The organism is Orrella dioscoreae (genome assembly GCF_900089455.2).
Taxonomy (GTDB): domain Bacteria; phylum Pseudomonadota; class Gammaproteobacteria; order Burkholderiales; family Burkholderiaceae_B; genus Orrella; species Orrella dioscoreae.
On the sequence record NZ_LT907988.1, the window covers coordinates 4509028 to 4522630 of the forward strand.

General features: G+C 65.5%; 12 protein-coding genes. All 12 read right to left on the bottom strand.

Annotated features, from left to right (window positions below; genetic code table 11):
• Positions 1–17: 17 nt before the first annotated feature.
• Positions 18–2084 (bottom strand): UvrD-helicase domain-containing protein, encoded by a 2067-nt coding sequence (locus ODI_RS20640; RefSeq protein WP_067757141.1) that lies wholly within the window; start codon positions 2082–2084, stop codon positions 18–20.
• 4 nt (positions 2085–2088) lie between these two features.
• Positions 2089–4149 (bottom strand): primosomal protein N', encoded by a 2061-nt coding sequence (locus ODI_RS20645; RefSeq protein WP_231968282.1) that lies wholly within the window; start codon positions 4147–4149, stop codon positions 2089–2091.
• A gap of 392 nt (positions 4150–4541) precedes the next feature.
• Positions 4542–5615 carry a uroporphyrinogen decarboxylase gene (gene hemE, locus ODI_RS20650; RefSeq protein ID WP_067757779.1) on the bottom strand — a complete coding sequence of 358 codons (1074 nt, stop codon included), beginning with the start codon at positions 5613–5615 and terminating at the stop codon, positions 4542–4544.
• A gap of 72 nt (positions 5616–5687) precedes the next feature.
• Positions 5688–6497, bottom strand: coding sequence for a hypothetical protein (locus ODI_RS20655; protein WP_082985426.1), 810 nt, complete (start codon positions 6495–6497; stop codon positions 5688–5690).
• Between the two features lie 222 nt (positions 6498–6719).
• A complete protein-coding gene (locus ODI_RS20660) occupies positions 6720–7151 on the bottom strand; it encodes a F0F1 ATP synthase subunit epsilon (RefSeq protein WP_067757147.1) in 432 nt (143 codons plus the stop codon).
• Positions 7152–7163: 12 nt separating this feature from the next.
• Positions 7164–8585 (bottom strand): F0F1 ATP synthase subunit beta, encoded by a 1422-nt coding sequence (atpD, locus tag ODI_RS20665; RefSeq protein ID WP_067757150.1) that lies wholly within the window; start codon positions 8583–8585, stop codon positions 7164–7166.
• 60 nt (positions 8586–8645) lie between these two features.
• Positions 8646–9560, bottom strand: a complete 915-nt coding sequence (gene atpG / locus ODI_RS20670) for a F0F1 ATP synthase subunit gamma (protein ID WP_067757153.1) — start codon at positions 9558–9560, stop codon at positions 8646–8648.
• 102 nt (positions 9561–9662) lie between these two features.
• Entirely contained in the window at positions 9663–11204 is a 1542-nt protein-coding gene (atpA, locus tag ODI_RS20675; RefSeq protein WP_067757156.1) for a F0F1 ATP synthase subunit alpha, read from the bottom strand.
• Positions 11205–11235: 31 nt separating this feature from the next.
• Positions 11236–11778, bottom strand: a complete 543-nt coding sequence (locus ODI_RS20680; RefSeq protein ID WP_067757159.1) for a F0F1 ATP synthase subunit delta — start codon at positions 11776–11778, stop codon at positions 11236–11238.
• Between the two features lie 11 nt (positions 11779–11789).
• Positions 11790–12260, bottom strand: a complete 471-nt coding sequence (locus tag ODI_RS20685; protein WP_067757162.1) for a F0F1 ATP synthase subunit B — start codon at positions 12258–12260, stop codon at positions 11790–11792.
• Positions 12261–12398: 138 nt separating this feature from the next.
• Positions 12399–12638 (bottom strand): F0F1 ATP synthase subunit C, encoded by a 240-nt coding sequence (gene atpE, locus ODI_RS20690; protein WP_067757166.1) that lies wholly within the window; start codon positions 12636–12638, stop codon positions 12399–12401.
• Positions 12639–12714: 76 nt separating this feature from the next.
• Positions 12715–13596, bottom strand: coding sequence for a F0F1 ATP synthase subunit A (atpB, locus tag ODI_RS20695; RefSeq protein ID WP_067757170.1), 882 nt, complete (start codon positions 13594–13596; stop codon positions 12715–12717).
• Positions 13597–13603: the final 7 nt, after the last annotated feature.

Consider the following 13603-nt stretch of genomic DNA (forward strand, 5'->3'; position numbering starts at 1 on the left):
GGCGAGGCCGCCGGCGTTCAGCCGCGCTTGTTCAGCAAGGCCTTGAGCATGCCCAGCCGTTCTTTCGGGCTGAGATGGCTGGCCGGGTCCGCCCCTTGCGGCGCGGTGCCCAGGCCCATTTCCTCGATGAAGCGGGAAGGCTCGCGCACCACGTCCTCGCGGGCGCGCCGGCGCTTCTTGCACCAGCTGAGGTTCAGGCTGCGCTGCGCGCGGGTGATGCCCACGTACATCAGCCGGCGCTCTTCCTCGATGCGCGCGGCCAGCGATTCCGCGGCCCGCGCCGGATCACCCTCTTCGTCGTCCTTTCCCATGTGCGGCAGGAGCCCTTCTTCCACGCCCGCCAGATAGACGTGCGGATACTCCAGGCCCTTGGACGCATGCAGCGTCGACATCTTCACCGCGTCGGGCTCTTCCTCGTCATGCTGGCGCTCCAGCATCGTGATGAGCGCCACGTGCTGCACGAGCTCGAAGAGCGTATGGCCGTCTTCCTCGGCCTTGCGCTTGAGCCAGCCCACCAGTTCCAGCACGTTGTGCCAGCGTGACTGCGCCGGCCGCTCTTCCATGGTGTCGTACAGGAAGCGCTCGTAGTCGATGGCGCCCAGGAGATCGTCCAGCAGCGGTCCGGCAGGCTCCGCCTTGGGGGGCGGGCGCCCTTCGACGCCGCGGCCCGCGCGCCATTGCATGCGCTGGATGAACTCCGTGAACACGCGCAACGGCTCGATCTGGCGCGGCTGCAGGCGGGTTTCCAGGCCTTGCTCGAAGACGGCCTCGAAGAGCGACACCTCACGCTCGGCAGCATAGGTGCCCAGGGCCTGCAAGGTGGCCTGCCCGATCCCGCGGCGTGGGGTCGTGGCGGCCCGGATGAAGGCGGGGTCGTCCGCATCGTTGGCGATCAGGCGCAGATAGGACAACACGTCGCGCACCTCGGCCTTGTCGAAGAAGCTCTGGCCGCCCGCGATCGTGTACGGGATCTTCAGGTCGCGCAGCGCCTGCTCGATGATGCGGGCCTGGTGGTTGCCGCGGTACAGGATGGCGAAATCCTTCCAGCTGGCCTGGCGCTCGAAGCGCGAGGCCGAAATCTTCATGGCGATGCTCTGGGCTTCGGTTTCCTCGTCGTTCATCGGCGAGATCACGATGGGCTCGCCCACGCCCAGGTCCGACCACAGCTTCTTCTCGAAGAGCTTGGGATTGCGCTCGATGACGCTGTTGGCCGCGGCCAGGATGCGCTGCACCGAACGGTAGTTCTGCTCCAGCTTGATGACCTTCAGCTGCGGATAGTCCGTCGTGAGCTTGGCCAGGTTCTCGATGGTGGCGCCGCGCCAGGCGTAGATGGCCTGGTCGTCGTCGCCCACCGCGGTGAACATGGCGCGCGGGCCGGTCAGCAGCCGCACCAGCTGGTACTGGCACACGTTGGTGTCCTGGTATTCGTCCACCAGCAGGTAGCGCACGCGGTTCTGCCAGCGCTCGCGCACCGTGTCGTTGCTGGCAAGCAGTTGCGCGGGAATGCGGATCAGGTCGTCGAAATCCACGGACTGGTAAGCCGCCAGCGTCGCGTTGTAGCTGCGATAGACCCGGGCGGCTTCGGCCTCGCCGGCGGTGGCGGCCGTGCGCTCGGCCTCGTCCGGATCCACCAGGCCGTTCTTCCACAACGAGATGGCCGACTGCACGGCACGCAGCCGGCCCTTGTCCGTGGTGGCCAGCATCTCCTGGATGATGGCCATGGCGTCATCCGCGTCCAGGATGGAGAACTGCGGCTTCAGCCCGGCATTGCGGGCTTCTTCCCGCAACAGGCGCACGCCCAGCGAGTGGAAGGTGCTGATGATGAGGCCCTTGGCCATCTTCGGGTCGACCAGGGTCTTCACGCGCTCGTCCATCTCGCGCGCGGCCTTGTTCGTGAATGTCAGCGCCACGATGTTGCGAGCCATGTAGCCGCAATCGCGCAGCAGGTAGGCCATCTTCTGCGTGATGACGCGCGTCTTGCCGGAACCCGCGCCCGCCAGCACGAGGCTGGGGCCATCCAGGTAAAGCACGGCTTCGCGCTGCGCCGGGTTGAGCCCGGCGGGCACGGAATTGGGGGTGGTCATTCTTTCAGATCTCCAGCGGATCCACTTCAAGCAGCCAGCGTGCGCGGCCGTCAGCAGCCAGCGCGGGCAACACGCCCACCCAGCGGCGCAGGAACGCCAGCAGGGCGGGGCGGCTTGCGCTTTCCAGCAGCAATTGGGCCCGCTCGACATTGGCCACGCGGACGACGCGCAGCGGCACTGGATCATATAGCGTCACGCCGCCCGGCAGGCCCGCCTCGGCAAGGACATTTTCAGCCTCGTCGCGCGCACGCTGCAGGAAATCGATTGCCTGCGCCAGCTCGCGGGCTTCCGCGGACAGCAGCGCCTGGAAGGCATAGGGCGGCAGGCCGACACTTTCGCGCTCGGCCAGCGCATGCCGGGCGAAGCCTTCGTAATCGTGACGCAGCAAGGATTGATAGACGGATTGTTCCGGATAGCCCGTCTGGATCAGGACTTCACCCTGGCCACCGTGGCGCCCAGCGCGCCCCGACACCTGCATGAGCTGGGCGAACAGGCGTTCCGGAGCCCGGAAGTCCTGCGAGAACAACATGGAATCGGCGTTCAGCACGCCCACCAGCGTCAGGTTGGCGAAGTCATGGCCCTTGGCCACCATCTGCGTGCCGACCAGGATGTCGACCTCACCGGCATGCACCTGGGCGAACAAGGCCTGCGCGCTGCCCTTGCGGCGGGTGCTGTCGGCATCGATGCGGGAAATGCGGGCAGCGGGGAATTTCTCTGCCAGGTATTCCTCGACCCGTTGCGTGCCCCGCCCCATGGGCTTCAAGTCCTGGTCGCCGCAGTCGGGGCAGGCGCGCGGCACGCGCGCCTGGTAGCCGCAATGGTGGCATTGCAGGCGGTGCATGCCGTGCGAGCCGCGATGCAGCACCGTGAATGCCGTACAGCGCGTGCATTGGCTGACCCAGCCGCAGGAGGCGCAATGCAGGGCGGGCGAATAGCCGCGCCGGTTCAGGAACACCAGCGATTGCTCGCCGCGCGCCAGGCGGTCGGCAATGCCATCCAGCAGTTGCGGCGACATGCCGTTTTCCATCGGCAGCCGGCGCGTATCCACCAGCCTGACCGCCGGCAGGCTGGCCGCGCGCGCGCGCGTCGGCAGGCCGAGCCGCGTGTAGTGGCCGCGCGTGGCGTGATACCAGGTCTCCAGCGCGGGCGTGGCCGAGCCCAGCACGACGGCGGCAGCCGCATCGCGGCCGCGCCAGACGGCCAGGTCGCGCGCGGAATAGCGCAGGCCGTCCTGCTGCTTGTACGAGGTGTCGTGCTCTTCGTCCACGACGATGAGGCCCAGGTCTTCCAGCGGCGCAAACACAGCCAGGCGCGTGCCCAGCACGATGCGCGCACGCCCATCGACCGCCCGCGTCCACGCCTGCAAGCGCTCGCCCTCCGACAGGCCGCTGTGCAGCACGGCCAGTCCGTCCGCGCCTGCGACCCGTTCGAGGCGCGCCCGCAAGGCAGCCTCGAACTGCGGCGTCAGGTTGATTTCCGGCACCAGCATCAGCACCTGGCGGCCGCGCGCCAGCACCTGTTCGGCGGCGCGCAGGTAGACCTCGGTCTTGCCGCTGCCGGTGACGCCGTGCAGCAGGAAGGCGTGGAAGGCCGGCGCGCCGACGATGGCATCCACCGCCGCCTGCTGCGCCTCGTTCAGCGTGGGCGGCTGGTCAGCCGCGGCATCGTCGCGCGCCGTGCGCTTGCGCCTGGCCTGGCGCGCCACCGGCCCGCCCGAGGCCCGCTTGCCCTGGTAGGCCGAGACCTTGCGCAGCGGTCCCGGCAAGGCCGGCAGCATGACCTCGCCCAGCGGGCGCTGGTAATAATCCGCCGCGAACCGCGCCAGGCGCATCCAGCGCTCGGACAGCGGCGGCAGGTCGTCCAGCACCTGCTCCACATCCTTGATCTGGCTGGGCTCGTATCCCGGTTCAGCCGGATTGTCCACCACCACGCCGATCAGTTTGCGCCGCCCGAAAGGCACGATCACCCGCGTCCCCGGCTCGACCGGCGCCACATGGCGGTAATCGAACGGCCCCGGCAAGGGCACATCCAGCACCACGCGCACCCACGCCGCGGGCGGCACCATGGCGGTGCCTGCAGCGTCGATCAGGGGAGCGGTCTGGGACATCGGCGAGACGAAAACGGGAACGATCCGAGTCGCAACTTAAAGTGGATTCTCGGAGTTCGCCCTAAGAGATTGTTAGATCGGGGCTAGCAAAACCTTTTCCCGCCAGCCTGTGGATAACTTTGGGGAAAAGGCATTGAACAAGTGCTGAAGGGAAATAACACAGCTTATGCGGCAGGTCAAAAACACTTTCTGAATATAGACTTAATCATTTCACATCAATGACTTACGACTGCATTCAGATCTCCGCTCTCTTCTGTGTGGGGTATTCCCTGAATTGCAATTTCCTGTGCACAAGTGCTCAGGGGTGCAGCCCGCCTGGGCAGCATTTCCGACGGGAGCGACCACTTACCTCAGGCATGCAGCCCCGCGCTGTAGTGGTGGACCTCGTCCACCAGCGCGGCAACCGCCTCCGGCGGCGTGTACTGGGAAATGCCATGGCCCAGGTTGAAGACGTGACCGCCCTGACCCACCGGACCGAAAGCGTCCAGCACGCGGCGGGCTTCGGCGCGCACAGCGGCTTCGCCGCCGAACAGTGCCATGGGGTCCAGGTTGCCCTGCAGCGCCACCCGGTCCTGTACCCGGCGGCGCGCGGCGCCCAGGTCCACCGTCCAATCCAGGCCGACGGCATCGCAGCCGATGGCGGCGATCTGTTCCAGCCAGATGCCCCCGCCCTTCGTGAACACGATGACGGGCACGCGGCGCCCTTCGCGCTCGCGGATCAGCTTGTCTACCACGCGCTGGGTGTAGGCCAGCGAGAACTGCTGGAACAGGCCATCGGCCAGCACGCCCCCCCAGCTGTCGAAGATCATGGCAGCCTGGGCGCCGGCTTCGATCTGCGCGTTCAGGTAGCGCGCCGTGGTTTCGGCGTTGATTTCCAACATGCGGTGCAGCAGGTCGGGCCTGGCGTACAGCATGGTCTTGATCTGGCGATAATCGTCGCTGCCCTTGCCTTCGACCATGTAGCAGGCGATGGTCCAGGGACTGCCGGCAAAACCGATCAGGGGCACCTTGCCGCCGAGTTCACGGCGGATGAGGCTGACGGCGTCGAAGACGTACTGCAGGCTGTCCAGCTCGGGCACGGCCAGCTTGGCCACGTCGGCTTCATTGCGCACGGGATGGGCGAAACGGGGGCCCTCGCCTGCCACGAAATCCAGGCCGAGGCCCATGGCATCAGGCACCGTTAGGATGTCCGAGAACAGGATGGCGGCGTCGAGGTCGTAGCGCGCCAGGGGCTGCAGCGTGACCTCACAGGCGTAGTCCGGGTTCTTGGCCAGGCGCAGGAAAGAGCCGGCGCGCGCACGCGTGGCGTTGTATTCGGGGAGATAGCGTCCTGCCTGGCGCATGAGCCAGAGCGGGGTATAGGGCACCGGCGCGCGCGACAGCGCGCGCAGGAAGACGTCATTCTTCAGGTCGGGAGCGGACACGGGCATCCTTCTGCGGGCGAAACGTCGATTTTACCCGCCGCGGCCCTTCCTGCCCTGACGCAACGCAAGCCCTCAGCCAAGCTCGTCGTCTTCCACCGTTGCGCCCTCGGTCCTGAAGGCCGCGGCGTCGATCCGATGCTTGCGCATCAACCCCCAGAATGCCCGCCGGTGCTTGCTGGCCTGGCGCGCCGCCATCGCGATGTTGCCACCCGAGCGGCGCAAGGCCCGGCTCAGGTAATCGTGCTCGAAAGCAGCCACCACGCGACTTTTGGCGGCACGAAACGACAGGGTTTCTTCGGTGGACGGCAGGCTTGCCCTGGATGCCAGCGCGTAGGGCATGTCGGGTTCCGCCAGCCCCGGCGCCCAGCCCGGGGAAGACTTCCCCGCCGCGTCGTTGCCGAGCGATGACCGGGCAGTTGCGGGGCGCACGGCCCCGTCACATCCGGCAAGAGCGCCTGCAGCCAATGCATCCTTGCGCCGCGCCACACAGGCCAGCCGCAAGCCGAGGTCGTCTCCCTCCAGCTCGACCCTGACGAAATCGCTCAGCCCCAGGCCCAGCAGGTCCTGGATGGCCGCGGCACGCAAGCCGTGGGCCAACCCCAGCAAGGGCACCGGAAGCATGCCTTCCGCCGCCGAAAGCGCCATGCGGCTCCAGGCGAGCTGTTCGGGCGCCACCGGCAGGATGGCCAGGTCATACCTGCGCAACACCTGCTGCAGCCGCCAGAGGGCGTCCGGCGCCGGTCCATCGGGCGCCTGGGCAGCCAGCGGCAGGGACAGCAGCCTTGCCCTGGGCAAGGCGTGCTCGCGGCGCGCCATCCAGTCCTTCACCCAGCCTTCCTGCCCGGGCGCCCATAGCACCGCGCAATCGATCACCTGCCGCATCTTCGCTCCCTTGATGTTGCGTGCCCATGCAGGCTACCGCCACCCCAGGGGCTCGGCCATGCGGGAAAGACGCGACACGGGAAACACGGATGGCTGCCCGCAGGGCAAGGACACAGGCAGGAAACGGAAAACGGAAAACAGAAAACGGAAAACCCACCGCGAAGGGTGGGTTTCCTGTGTCCTGCGCCGGCGCGCGAACGCGCCGGTACCGCACGGCAATACTCAGTGGTGCGAGCGGCCGGATTCGGAGGCCTTGCGGGCCGCCAAGGTCTGCGCGGCCAGCATGGCCAGCTCGGCCTCGACAGCGGCGATGGTCGCCTTGTCGGTGGCCTTGCTCAAGGCTTCCTGGGCGCGCTCGCGCGCGGCCACGGCCTTGGCTTCGTCCAGGTCAGCCGCGCGGATGGCGGTGTCGGACAACACCGTCACGCTGCCCGGCTGCACTTCCAGGATGCCGCCGGCGACGAAGACGCTTTCTTCCTGGCCGTTGTCGGCCCGGACAATCTTCACCGTGCCAGGACGGATCCGCGAGATCAGCGGCGTGTGGCCGGGCAGGATGCCCAGTTCACCCGCTTCACCCGGCAGTGCCACGAACGTGGCTTCGCCAGCGAAGATGGACTCTTCGGCGCTGACGACATCGACATGCAGGGTAGCCATGATGGGAAATCCTTATTGCAGTTTCTTGGCCTTTTCGAAGGCTTCGTCGATCGAACCGACCATGTAGAAGGCCTGTTCCGGCAGCGCATCGCACTCGCCTTCCACGATCATCTTGAAGCCACGAATGGTTTCGGCCAGCGGCACGTACTTGCCGGGGGCGCCGGTGAACACTTCGGCGACGTGGAAGGGCTGCGACAGGAAGCGCTGGATCTTGCGCGCGCGGGCCACGGCCTGCTTGTCTTCCGGCGACAGTTCGTCCATGCCCAGAATCGCGATGATGTCGCGCAGTTCCTTGTAGCGCTGCAGCGTCTGCTGCACGCCACGGGCGACGGCGTAGTGCTCTTCACCCACGACTTGCGGGTCGAGCTGGCGGCTGGTGGAATCCAGCGGATCCACGGCGGGGTAGATACCCAGCGCGGCGATGTCACGCGACAGCACGACGGTCGAGTCCAAATGCTGGAAGGTCGTGGCAGGCGACGGGTCGGTCAAGTCATCCGCGGGGACGTACACGGCCTGGATCGAGGTGATCGAGCCGGTCTTGGTCGACGTGATGCGCTCTTGCAGGCGGCCCATTTCCTCGGCCAGGGTGGGCTGGTAGCCCACGGCGGAAGGCATGCGGCCCAGCAGGGCCGACACTTCGGTACCGGCCAGCGTGTAGCGGTAGATGTTGTCGACGAAGAACAGGATGTCACGGCCTTCGTCACGGAACTTCTCGGCCATCGTCAGGCCCGACAGCGCGACGCGCAGGCGGTTGCCCGGGGGCTCGTTCATCTGGCCGAAGACCATCGCCACCTTCGACTCGGACAGGTTGTCCAGCTTGATGACGCCGGCTTCCGACATTTCGTGATAGAAGTCGTTGCCTTCGCGGGTACGCTCACCCACGCCAGCGAACACGGACAGACCGCTGTGTTCCTTGGCGATGTTGTTGATCAGTTCCAGCATGTTCACGGTCTTGCCCACGCCGGCGCCGCCGAACAGGCCAACCTTGCCGCCCTTCGCGAAGGGGCAGACCAGGTCGATCACCTTGATGCCGGTTTCGAGCAGTTCGACCGAGGGCGACAGCTCGTCGAAGGCGGGGGCGTCCTGGTGGATCGCGCGGCGCTCTTCGGTGGCGATGGGGCCGGCTTCGTCGATCGGGCGACCCAGCACGTCCATGATGCGGCCCAGGGTGGCCGTACCGACGGGCACCGAGATCGGCGCGCCGGTGTTGGTGACAGCCATGCCGCGGCGCAGGCCGTCGGACGAGCCCATGGCGATGGTACGCACCACGCCATCGCCCAGCTGTTGCTGCACTTCAAACGTCAGGCCCTTCTCGGCCACGGCCGAGGTGTCATCTGCCAGCGTCAGCGCGGCGTAGATCTTGGGCATCTGATCGCGGGGAAACTGAATGTCCACCACGGCGCCGATGCACTGAACGATGGTTCCCTTGCTCATGTCGATTCCTTGCTTGATAACTGTCTGACGGAATGCTGCGGCTGCTGATGTCCAGGGACATCAAACGGCTGCGGCGCCCCCCACGATTTCGGAGATTTCTTTCGTAATGGCTGCCTGGCGGGTCTTGTTGTAGACCAGCTGGAGGTCGCCGATGACTTTCTTGGCATTGTCGGAAGCGGCCTTCATGGCCACCATCCGCGCGGACTGTTCGGACGCCATGTTCTCGGCGACCGCCTGGAACACCAGGCCCTCGACGTAGCGCTGCAGCAGCTCGTCGATGACGGTCTTGGCATCGGGCTCGTAGATGTAGTCCCAGCTGTAGCTGGCCTTCACTTCCTCGCCTTCAGCCTCTGCCTTCTTCAGGCCGCTCTGGAACGGATCTTCCAGGCCGTCCGGCAGGGGCAGCAGGCGCAGGAACACGGGCTCCTGGCGCATGGTGTTCACGAAGCGCGTCGTCGCGATGTACAGCGCGTCGATACGGCCTTCCAGGAAAGCGTCGAGCTGCACCTTCAGCGCGCCCAGCAGGCGCTCGAGGTTGGGCTTGTCGCCCAGGCCCACTTCCTGCGAGACCAGGTTGCTGCCCAGGCGCGTCAGCAGGCTCAAGCCCTTGTTGCCAAAGGCCGTGGTCTGGACCTCGATGCCGCGCTCTTGGAATTCCTTCAGCTTGTTCAGCAGCACGCGCGAGACGTTGGTGTTCAGGCCGCCGCACAGACCCTTGTCGGTCGTGACCACGACCACACCCACCGCCTTGGGCTGTTCGGCATGCGCCGCCAGGTAGGGATGGCTGTACTCGGGATTGGCCTGCATCAGGTGAGCTGCGATCTCGCGCACCTTGGTGGCGTACGGACGGCTGGCCCGCATCCGATCCTGCGCCTTGCGCATTTTGGATGCAGCCACCATTTCCATCGCCTTGGTGATCTTGCGCGTGTTTTGCACGCTCTTGATCTTGGTTCGGATTTCCTTGATTCCGGGCATTGCGCTTCCTGTTGAGACGGCCGGGCGGGCCAGGGCCGAGGCGGGCCCGCTAGGCGGGACGGCGCGTCAAGCGCCCCACCCCGCCAGACCAGTCAAAATGCCTTAAAAAGCACCGTGCTTCTTGAATTCCTGGATCGTGCTCGCCAGCTCGACGTCGTCATCCTTGGACAGTTCCTTCGTGTCCTCGATGCGCTGGATCAGAGCAGCGTGCTTGGCCTTCAGGTGATCCTTCAGCGCCTTCTCGAAGCCCAGGATCTGCGAAACCTCGATGTCGTCCAGGTAGCCGTTGTTGACGGCATACAGGGTGACAGCCAGTTCCCAGACTTGCAGCGGCTGGTACTGGGGCTGCTTCAGCAGCTCCACCACGCGCTTGCCGCGCTCGAGCTGGCGACGGGTCGATTCGTCGAGGTCCGAGGCGAACTGGGCGAAAGCCGCCAGTTCACGGTACTGGGCCAGGTCGGTACGGATACCGCCGGACAGCTTCTTGACGACCTTGGTCTGGGCGGCGCCACCGACGCGCGACACCGAGATACCGGCGTTGATGGCGGGACGCACACCCGCGTTGAACAGGTCCGATTCCAGGAAGATCTGACCGTCGGTGATCGAGATCACGTTGGTGGCCACGAAGGCCGACACGTCACCGGCTTGCGTTTCGATGATCGGCAGGGCCGTCAGCGAACCGGTCTTGCCCTTGACGGCGCCGTTCGTGAACTTCTCGACGTACTCTTCGTTGACGCGCGCGGCACGCTCGAGCAGACGCGAATGCAGGTAGAACACGTCGCCGGGGTAGGCTTCGCGGCCGGGCGGGCGGCGCAGCAGCAGCGACACCTGGCGATAGGCCCAGGCTTGCTTGGTCAGATCGTCATAGATGATCAGGGCGTCTTCGCCGCGATCGCGGAAGTATTCGCCCATCGTGCAGCCGGAGTAGGCCGACAGGTACTGCATGGCGGCGGGATCCGACGCCGAGGCAGCCACGATGATGGTGTATTCCATGGCGCCGTGCTCTTCGAGCTTGCGCACCACGTTGTTGATCGTCGACGCCTTCTGGCCGATGGCGACGTACACGCAGGTGACGTTCTTGCCCTTCTGGCTGATGATGGTGTCGACGGCAACGGCGGTCTTGCCGGTCTGGCGGTCGCCAATGATCAGCTCGCGCTGGCCACGGCCGATAGGCACCATGGCGTCGATGGCCTTGATACCGGTCTGCAGGGGCTGCGACACCGATTGACGGGCGATCACGCCCGGGGCGACCTTCTCGATCACGTCGGTCTGGGTCGCGTTCAGCGGGCCCTTGCCGTCGATGGGAGTGCCCAGCGCGTTCAGCACGCGGCCGCGCAGTTCGGGACCCACGGGCACTTCCAGGATGCGGCCGGTCGTCTTGACGGCGTCGCCTTCCGAAATGCCGGTGTAGTCACCCAGGATCACGGCGCCGACAGAGTCGCGCTCGAGGTTCAGGGCCAGGCCGAAGATGTTGTTGGGGAATTCAAGCATTTCGCCCTGCATCACGTCGGACAGGCCGTGGATGCGGGTGATGCCGTCGGTCACGGAGACGACCGTGCCTTGGGTACGGATATCGGTCGAAGCGCCGATGCCTTCGATGCGGCTTTTCAGCAGTTCGCTGATCTCGGACGGATTGAGTTGCATGTTCAGACTCCTGGAATCCTGTTATCTGGCCTTACGCCGCCAGCGTGTCGCGCATGCGCGCCAATTGGGCCTGCACGGAAGTATCGAGCACCTGATCACCCACGGTGACCCGCACGCCGCCGATGAGCGACGCGTCGAGACTGACCTCGGGCTTCAACTTGCGGCCGAACTTCTTCTCGAGCCCGGCCACCAATTCAGCGACCTGCTCGTCCGACAGCGCGAACGCGCTGGCGATCTCGGCCACGGCGACGCCTTCGTGCCGGTTCTTCAGCACGTCGAACTGGCTGGCGATCTCGGGCAGGAGCAGCAGGCGGTCGTTCTGCACCAGCAGTTCGACGAAGTTACGGGCAGCCTGGGGCAACGTCGCCTTGATCAGGCTGAGGAAGAGGTCGACCCGCTGGGCCTGGTTCAGGCGCGGGTCGGACAGGACGGCGCCCACCTCGGGATTGGCCGCGACCTGGGCCAGATCGGCCAGCAGGGAGCTCCAGCCGGCCAGGCTGGTGGCCTGGTCGTTGCGCGCGGCGCCGAACAGCGCTTCGGCGTACGGGCGGGCAACAGTCGAAAGTTCAGCCATGACGTTTCCGATTAGAGCTGGGCCTTGAGCTGGCTGAGCAGCTCGGCGTGGGCGCGGGCGTCGACCTCGCGCTTGAGGATCTGCTCGGCGCCCTTGACGGCCAGTGCAGCCACGTCTTCGCGCAGTTGATCGCGCACGCGTTGCACTTCCTGTTCGGCGTCCTGGCGCGCCTGCGCCTGGATACGAGCACGCTCGGCTTCGGCTTCGCGGCGGGCGGCATCGATCAGTTGAGCGGCCTGCTTTTCAGCGTCGGCGATACGCGTGTGCGTCTCGGACTTGGCGGATGCCTCAATCAGGCTGATGCGCGCCTGCGCCTGAGCCAGGTCGGCCTTGCCCTTTTCGGAGGCGGCCAGCCCGTCGGCGATTTTCTGGCGGCGCTCATCCATCGCCTTCGTCAGCGGCGGCCACACGAATTTCATCGTGAACCAACCCAGGACGAAGAACACGAGCATCTGAAAGAAGATTGTCGCGTTCAGATTCACGGTCGTATTCCTTTAAACCCTGCAGCCCGCGGCGCGTTACACACCGCGTGGCACCAATATTTTTCCGGATGGCGCGGACCCGCCGGGGGTCCGCCATCCGGCTTCAAGTCCCGCCACGAACTGGCGGGCAACGCGCAATCAGACGAAAGGATTGGCGAAGGCGAACAGCATGGCGATACCCACGCCGATCAGGAAGGCGGCGTCGATCAGGCCAGCCAGCAGGAACATCTTGGTTTGCAGCGCGTTCATCAGCTCAGGCTGGCGGGCCGAAGCCTCCAGGTACTTGCCGCCCATGATGGCGATACCGATGCAAGCGCCGATGGCGCCCAGGCCGATGATGAAAGCGCAAGCGAGAGCAACGAAAGCAACGTTGGTCATGACAACTCCTTGGTTAAGAATCTGAATGTCAGAAAAGAAAGTGAAGAGGGGTGCGCCGGGGGAACGGCGCGGGTATTCAGTGTCCTTCGTGCGCTTGGCCGATGTACACCAGCGTCAGCATCATGAAGATGAACGCTTGCAGCAGGACGATCATGATGTGGAAGATCGCCCAAATGGAGCCGGCCAGGATATGGCCGATACCAAGACCCACGCTCATGCCGTTCATGCCCGTCCATGCGCCACCCAGCAGGGCGATCAGCATGAAGACGAGTTCGCCCGCGAACATGTTGCCGAACAGCCGCATGCCGAGGGAGACGGATTTGGCCGCGTATTCGACCAGGTTGAGCATGAAGTTCGCGGGAGCCAGCAGGACGGCGGTGAAGCCATGCGCATGGAACGGCGCGGTAAAGAGTTCCTTGACAAAGCCGCCCGGGCTCTTGATCTTGATGCCGTAATAGAACATCAGGAGCAGCACGCCCAGCGACATGCCCATCGGCACGTTCAGGTCGGCGGTCGGAAGAATGCGGTGGTAATAGAAGGGGTCGCCGTGCTCGGCGCCCAGGCCGGTCCAGGAGAAGATGCGCGGCATCAGGTCGACGGGGACCAGGTCAAGGGCGTTCATCAGAACGATCCACAGGAACACGGTCAGCGCCAGGGGCGCGACGAAGCGACGGGTCGCCTCGCTGGGAACAATACTGCGGGCTTGCGTGTCTACCATCTCGACGAGGGTTTCGACGAAAGCCTGGAAACGGCCCGGCACGCCGGCGGTTGCGCTGCGAGCAGCACGCCAGAGCACGAACACGACGATGAAACCCATCGCCAACGACCAGAAGATGGAGTCGTAGTTGATGACCTCGAACTGGGCGATGGAGCCTTGCTTCTCGCCGATATTGTTCAAGTGCACCAAGTGGTGCTGAATGTAATAGGACTGAGGCGATACGTCGCTTGCAGCAGCCATTGATTCC

Excerpts from the sequence above, each read along its gene's own strand:
- ODI_RS20640 (WP_067757141.1), bottom strand. The coding sequence starts at position 2,084 with ATGACCACCCCCAATTCCGTGCCCGCCGGGCTCAACCCGGCGCAGCGC.
- ODI_RS20645 (WP_231968282.1), bottom strand. The coding sequence starts at position 4,149 with ATGGTGCCGCCCGCGGCGTGGGTGCGCGTGGTGCTGGATGTGCCCTTG.
- ODI_RS20655 (WP_082985426.1), bottom strand. The coding sequence starts at position 6,497 with ATGCGGCAGGTGATCGATTGCGCGGTGCTATGGGCGCCCGGGCAGGAA.
- ODI_RS20660 (WP_067757147.1), bottom strand. The coding sequence starts at position 7,151 with ATGGCTACCCTGCATGTCGATGTCGTCAGCGCCGAAGAGTCCATCTTC.
- atpD (WP_067757150.1), bottom strand. The coding sequence starts at position 8,585 with ATGAGCAAGGGAACCATCGTTCAGTGCATCGGCGCCGTGGTGGACATT.
- atpG (WP_067757153.1), bottom strand. The coding sequence starts at position 9,560 with ATGCCCGGAATCAAGGAAATCCGAACCAAGATCAAGAGCGTGCAAAAC.
- atpA (WP_067757156.1), bottom strand. The coding sequence starts at position 11,204 with ATGCAACTCAATCCGTCCGAGATCAGCGAACTGCTGAAAAGCCGCATC.
- ODI_RS20680 (WP_067757159.1), bottom strand. The coding sequence starts at position 11,778 with ATGGCTGAACTTTCGACTGTTGCCCGCCCGTACGCCGAAGCGCTGTTC.
- atpE (WP_067757166.1), bottom strand. The coding sequence starts at position 12,638 with ATGACCAACGTTGCTTTCGTTGCTCTCGCTTGCGCTTTCATCATCGGC.
- atpB (WP_067757170.1), bottom strand. The coding sequence starts at position 13,596 with ATGGCTGCTGCAAGCGACGTATCGCCTCAGTCCTATTACATTCAGCAC.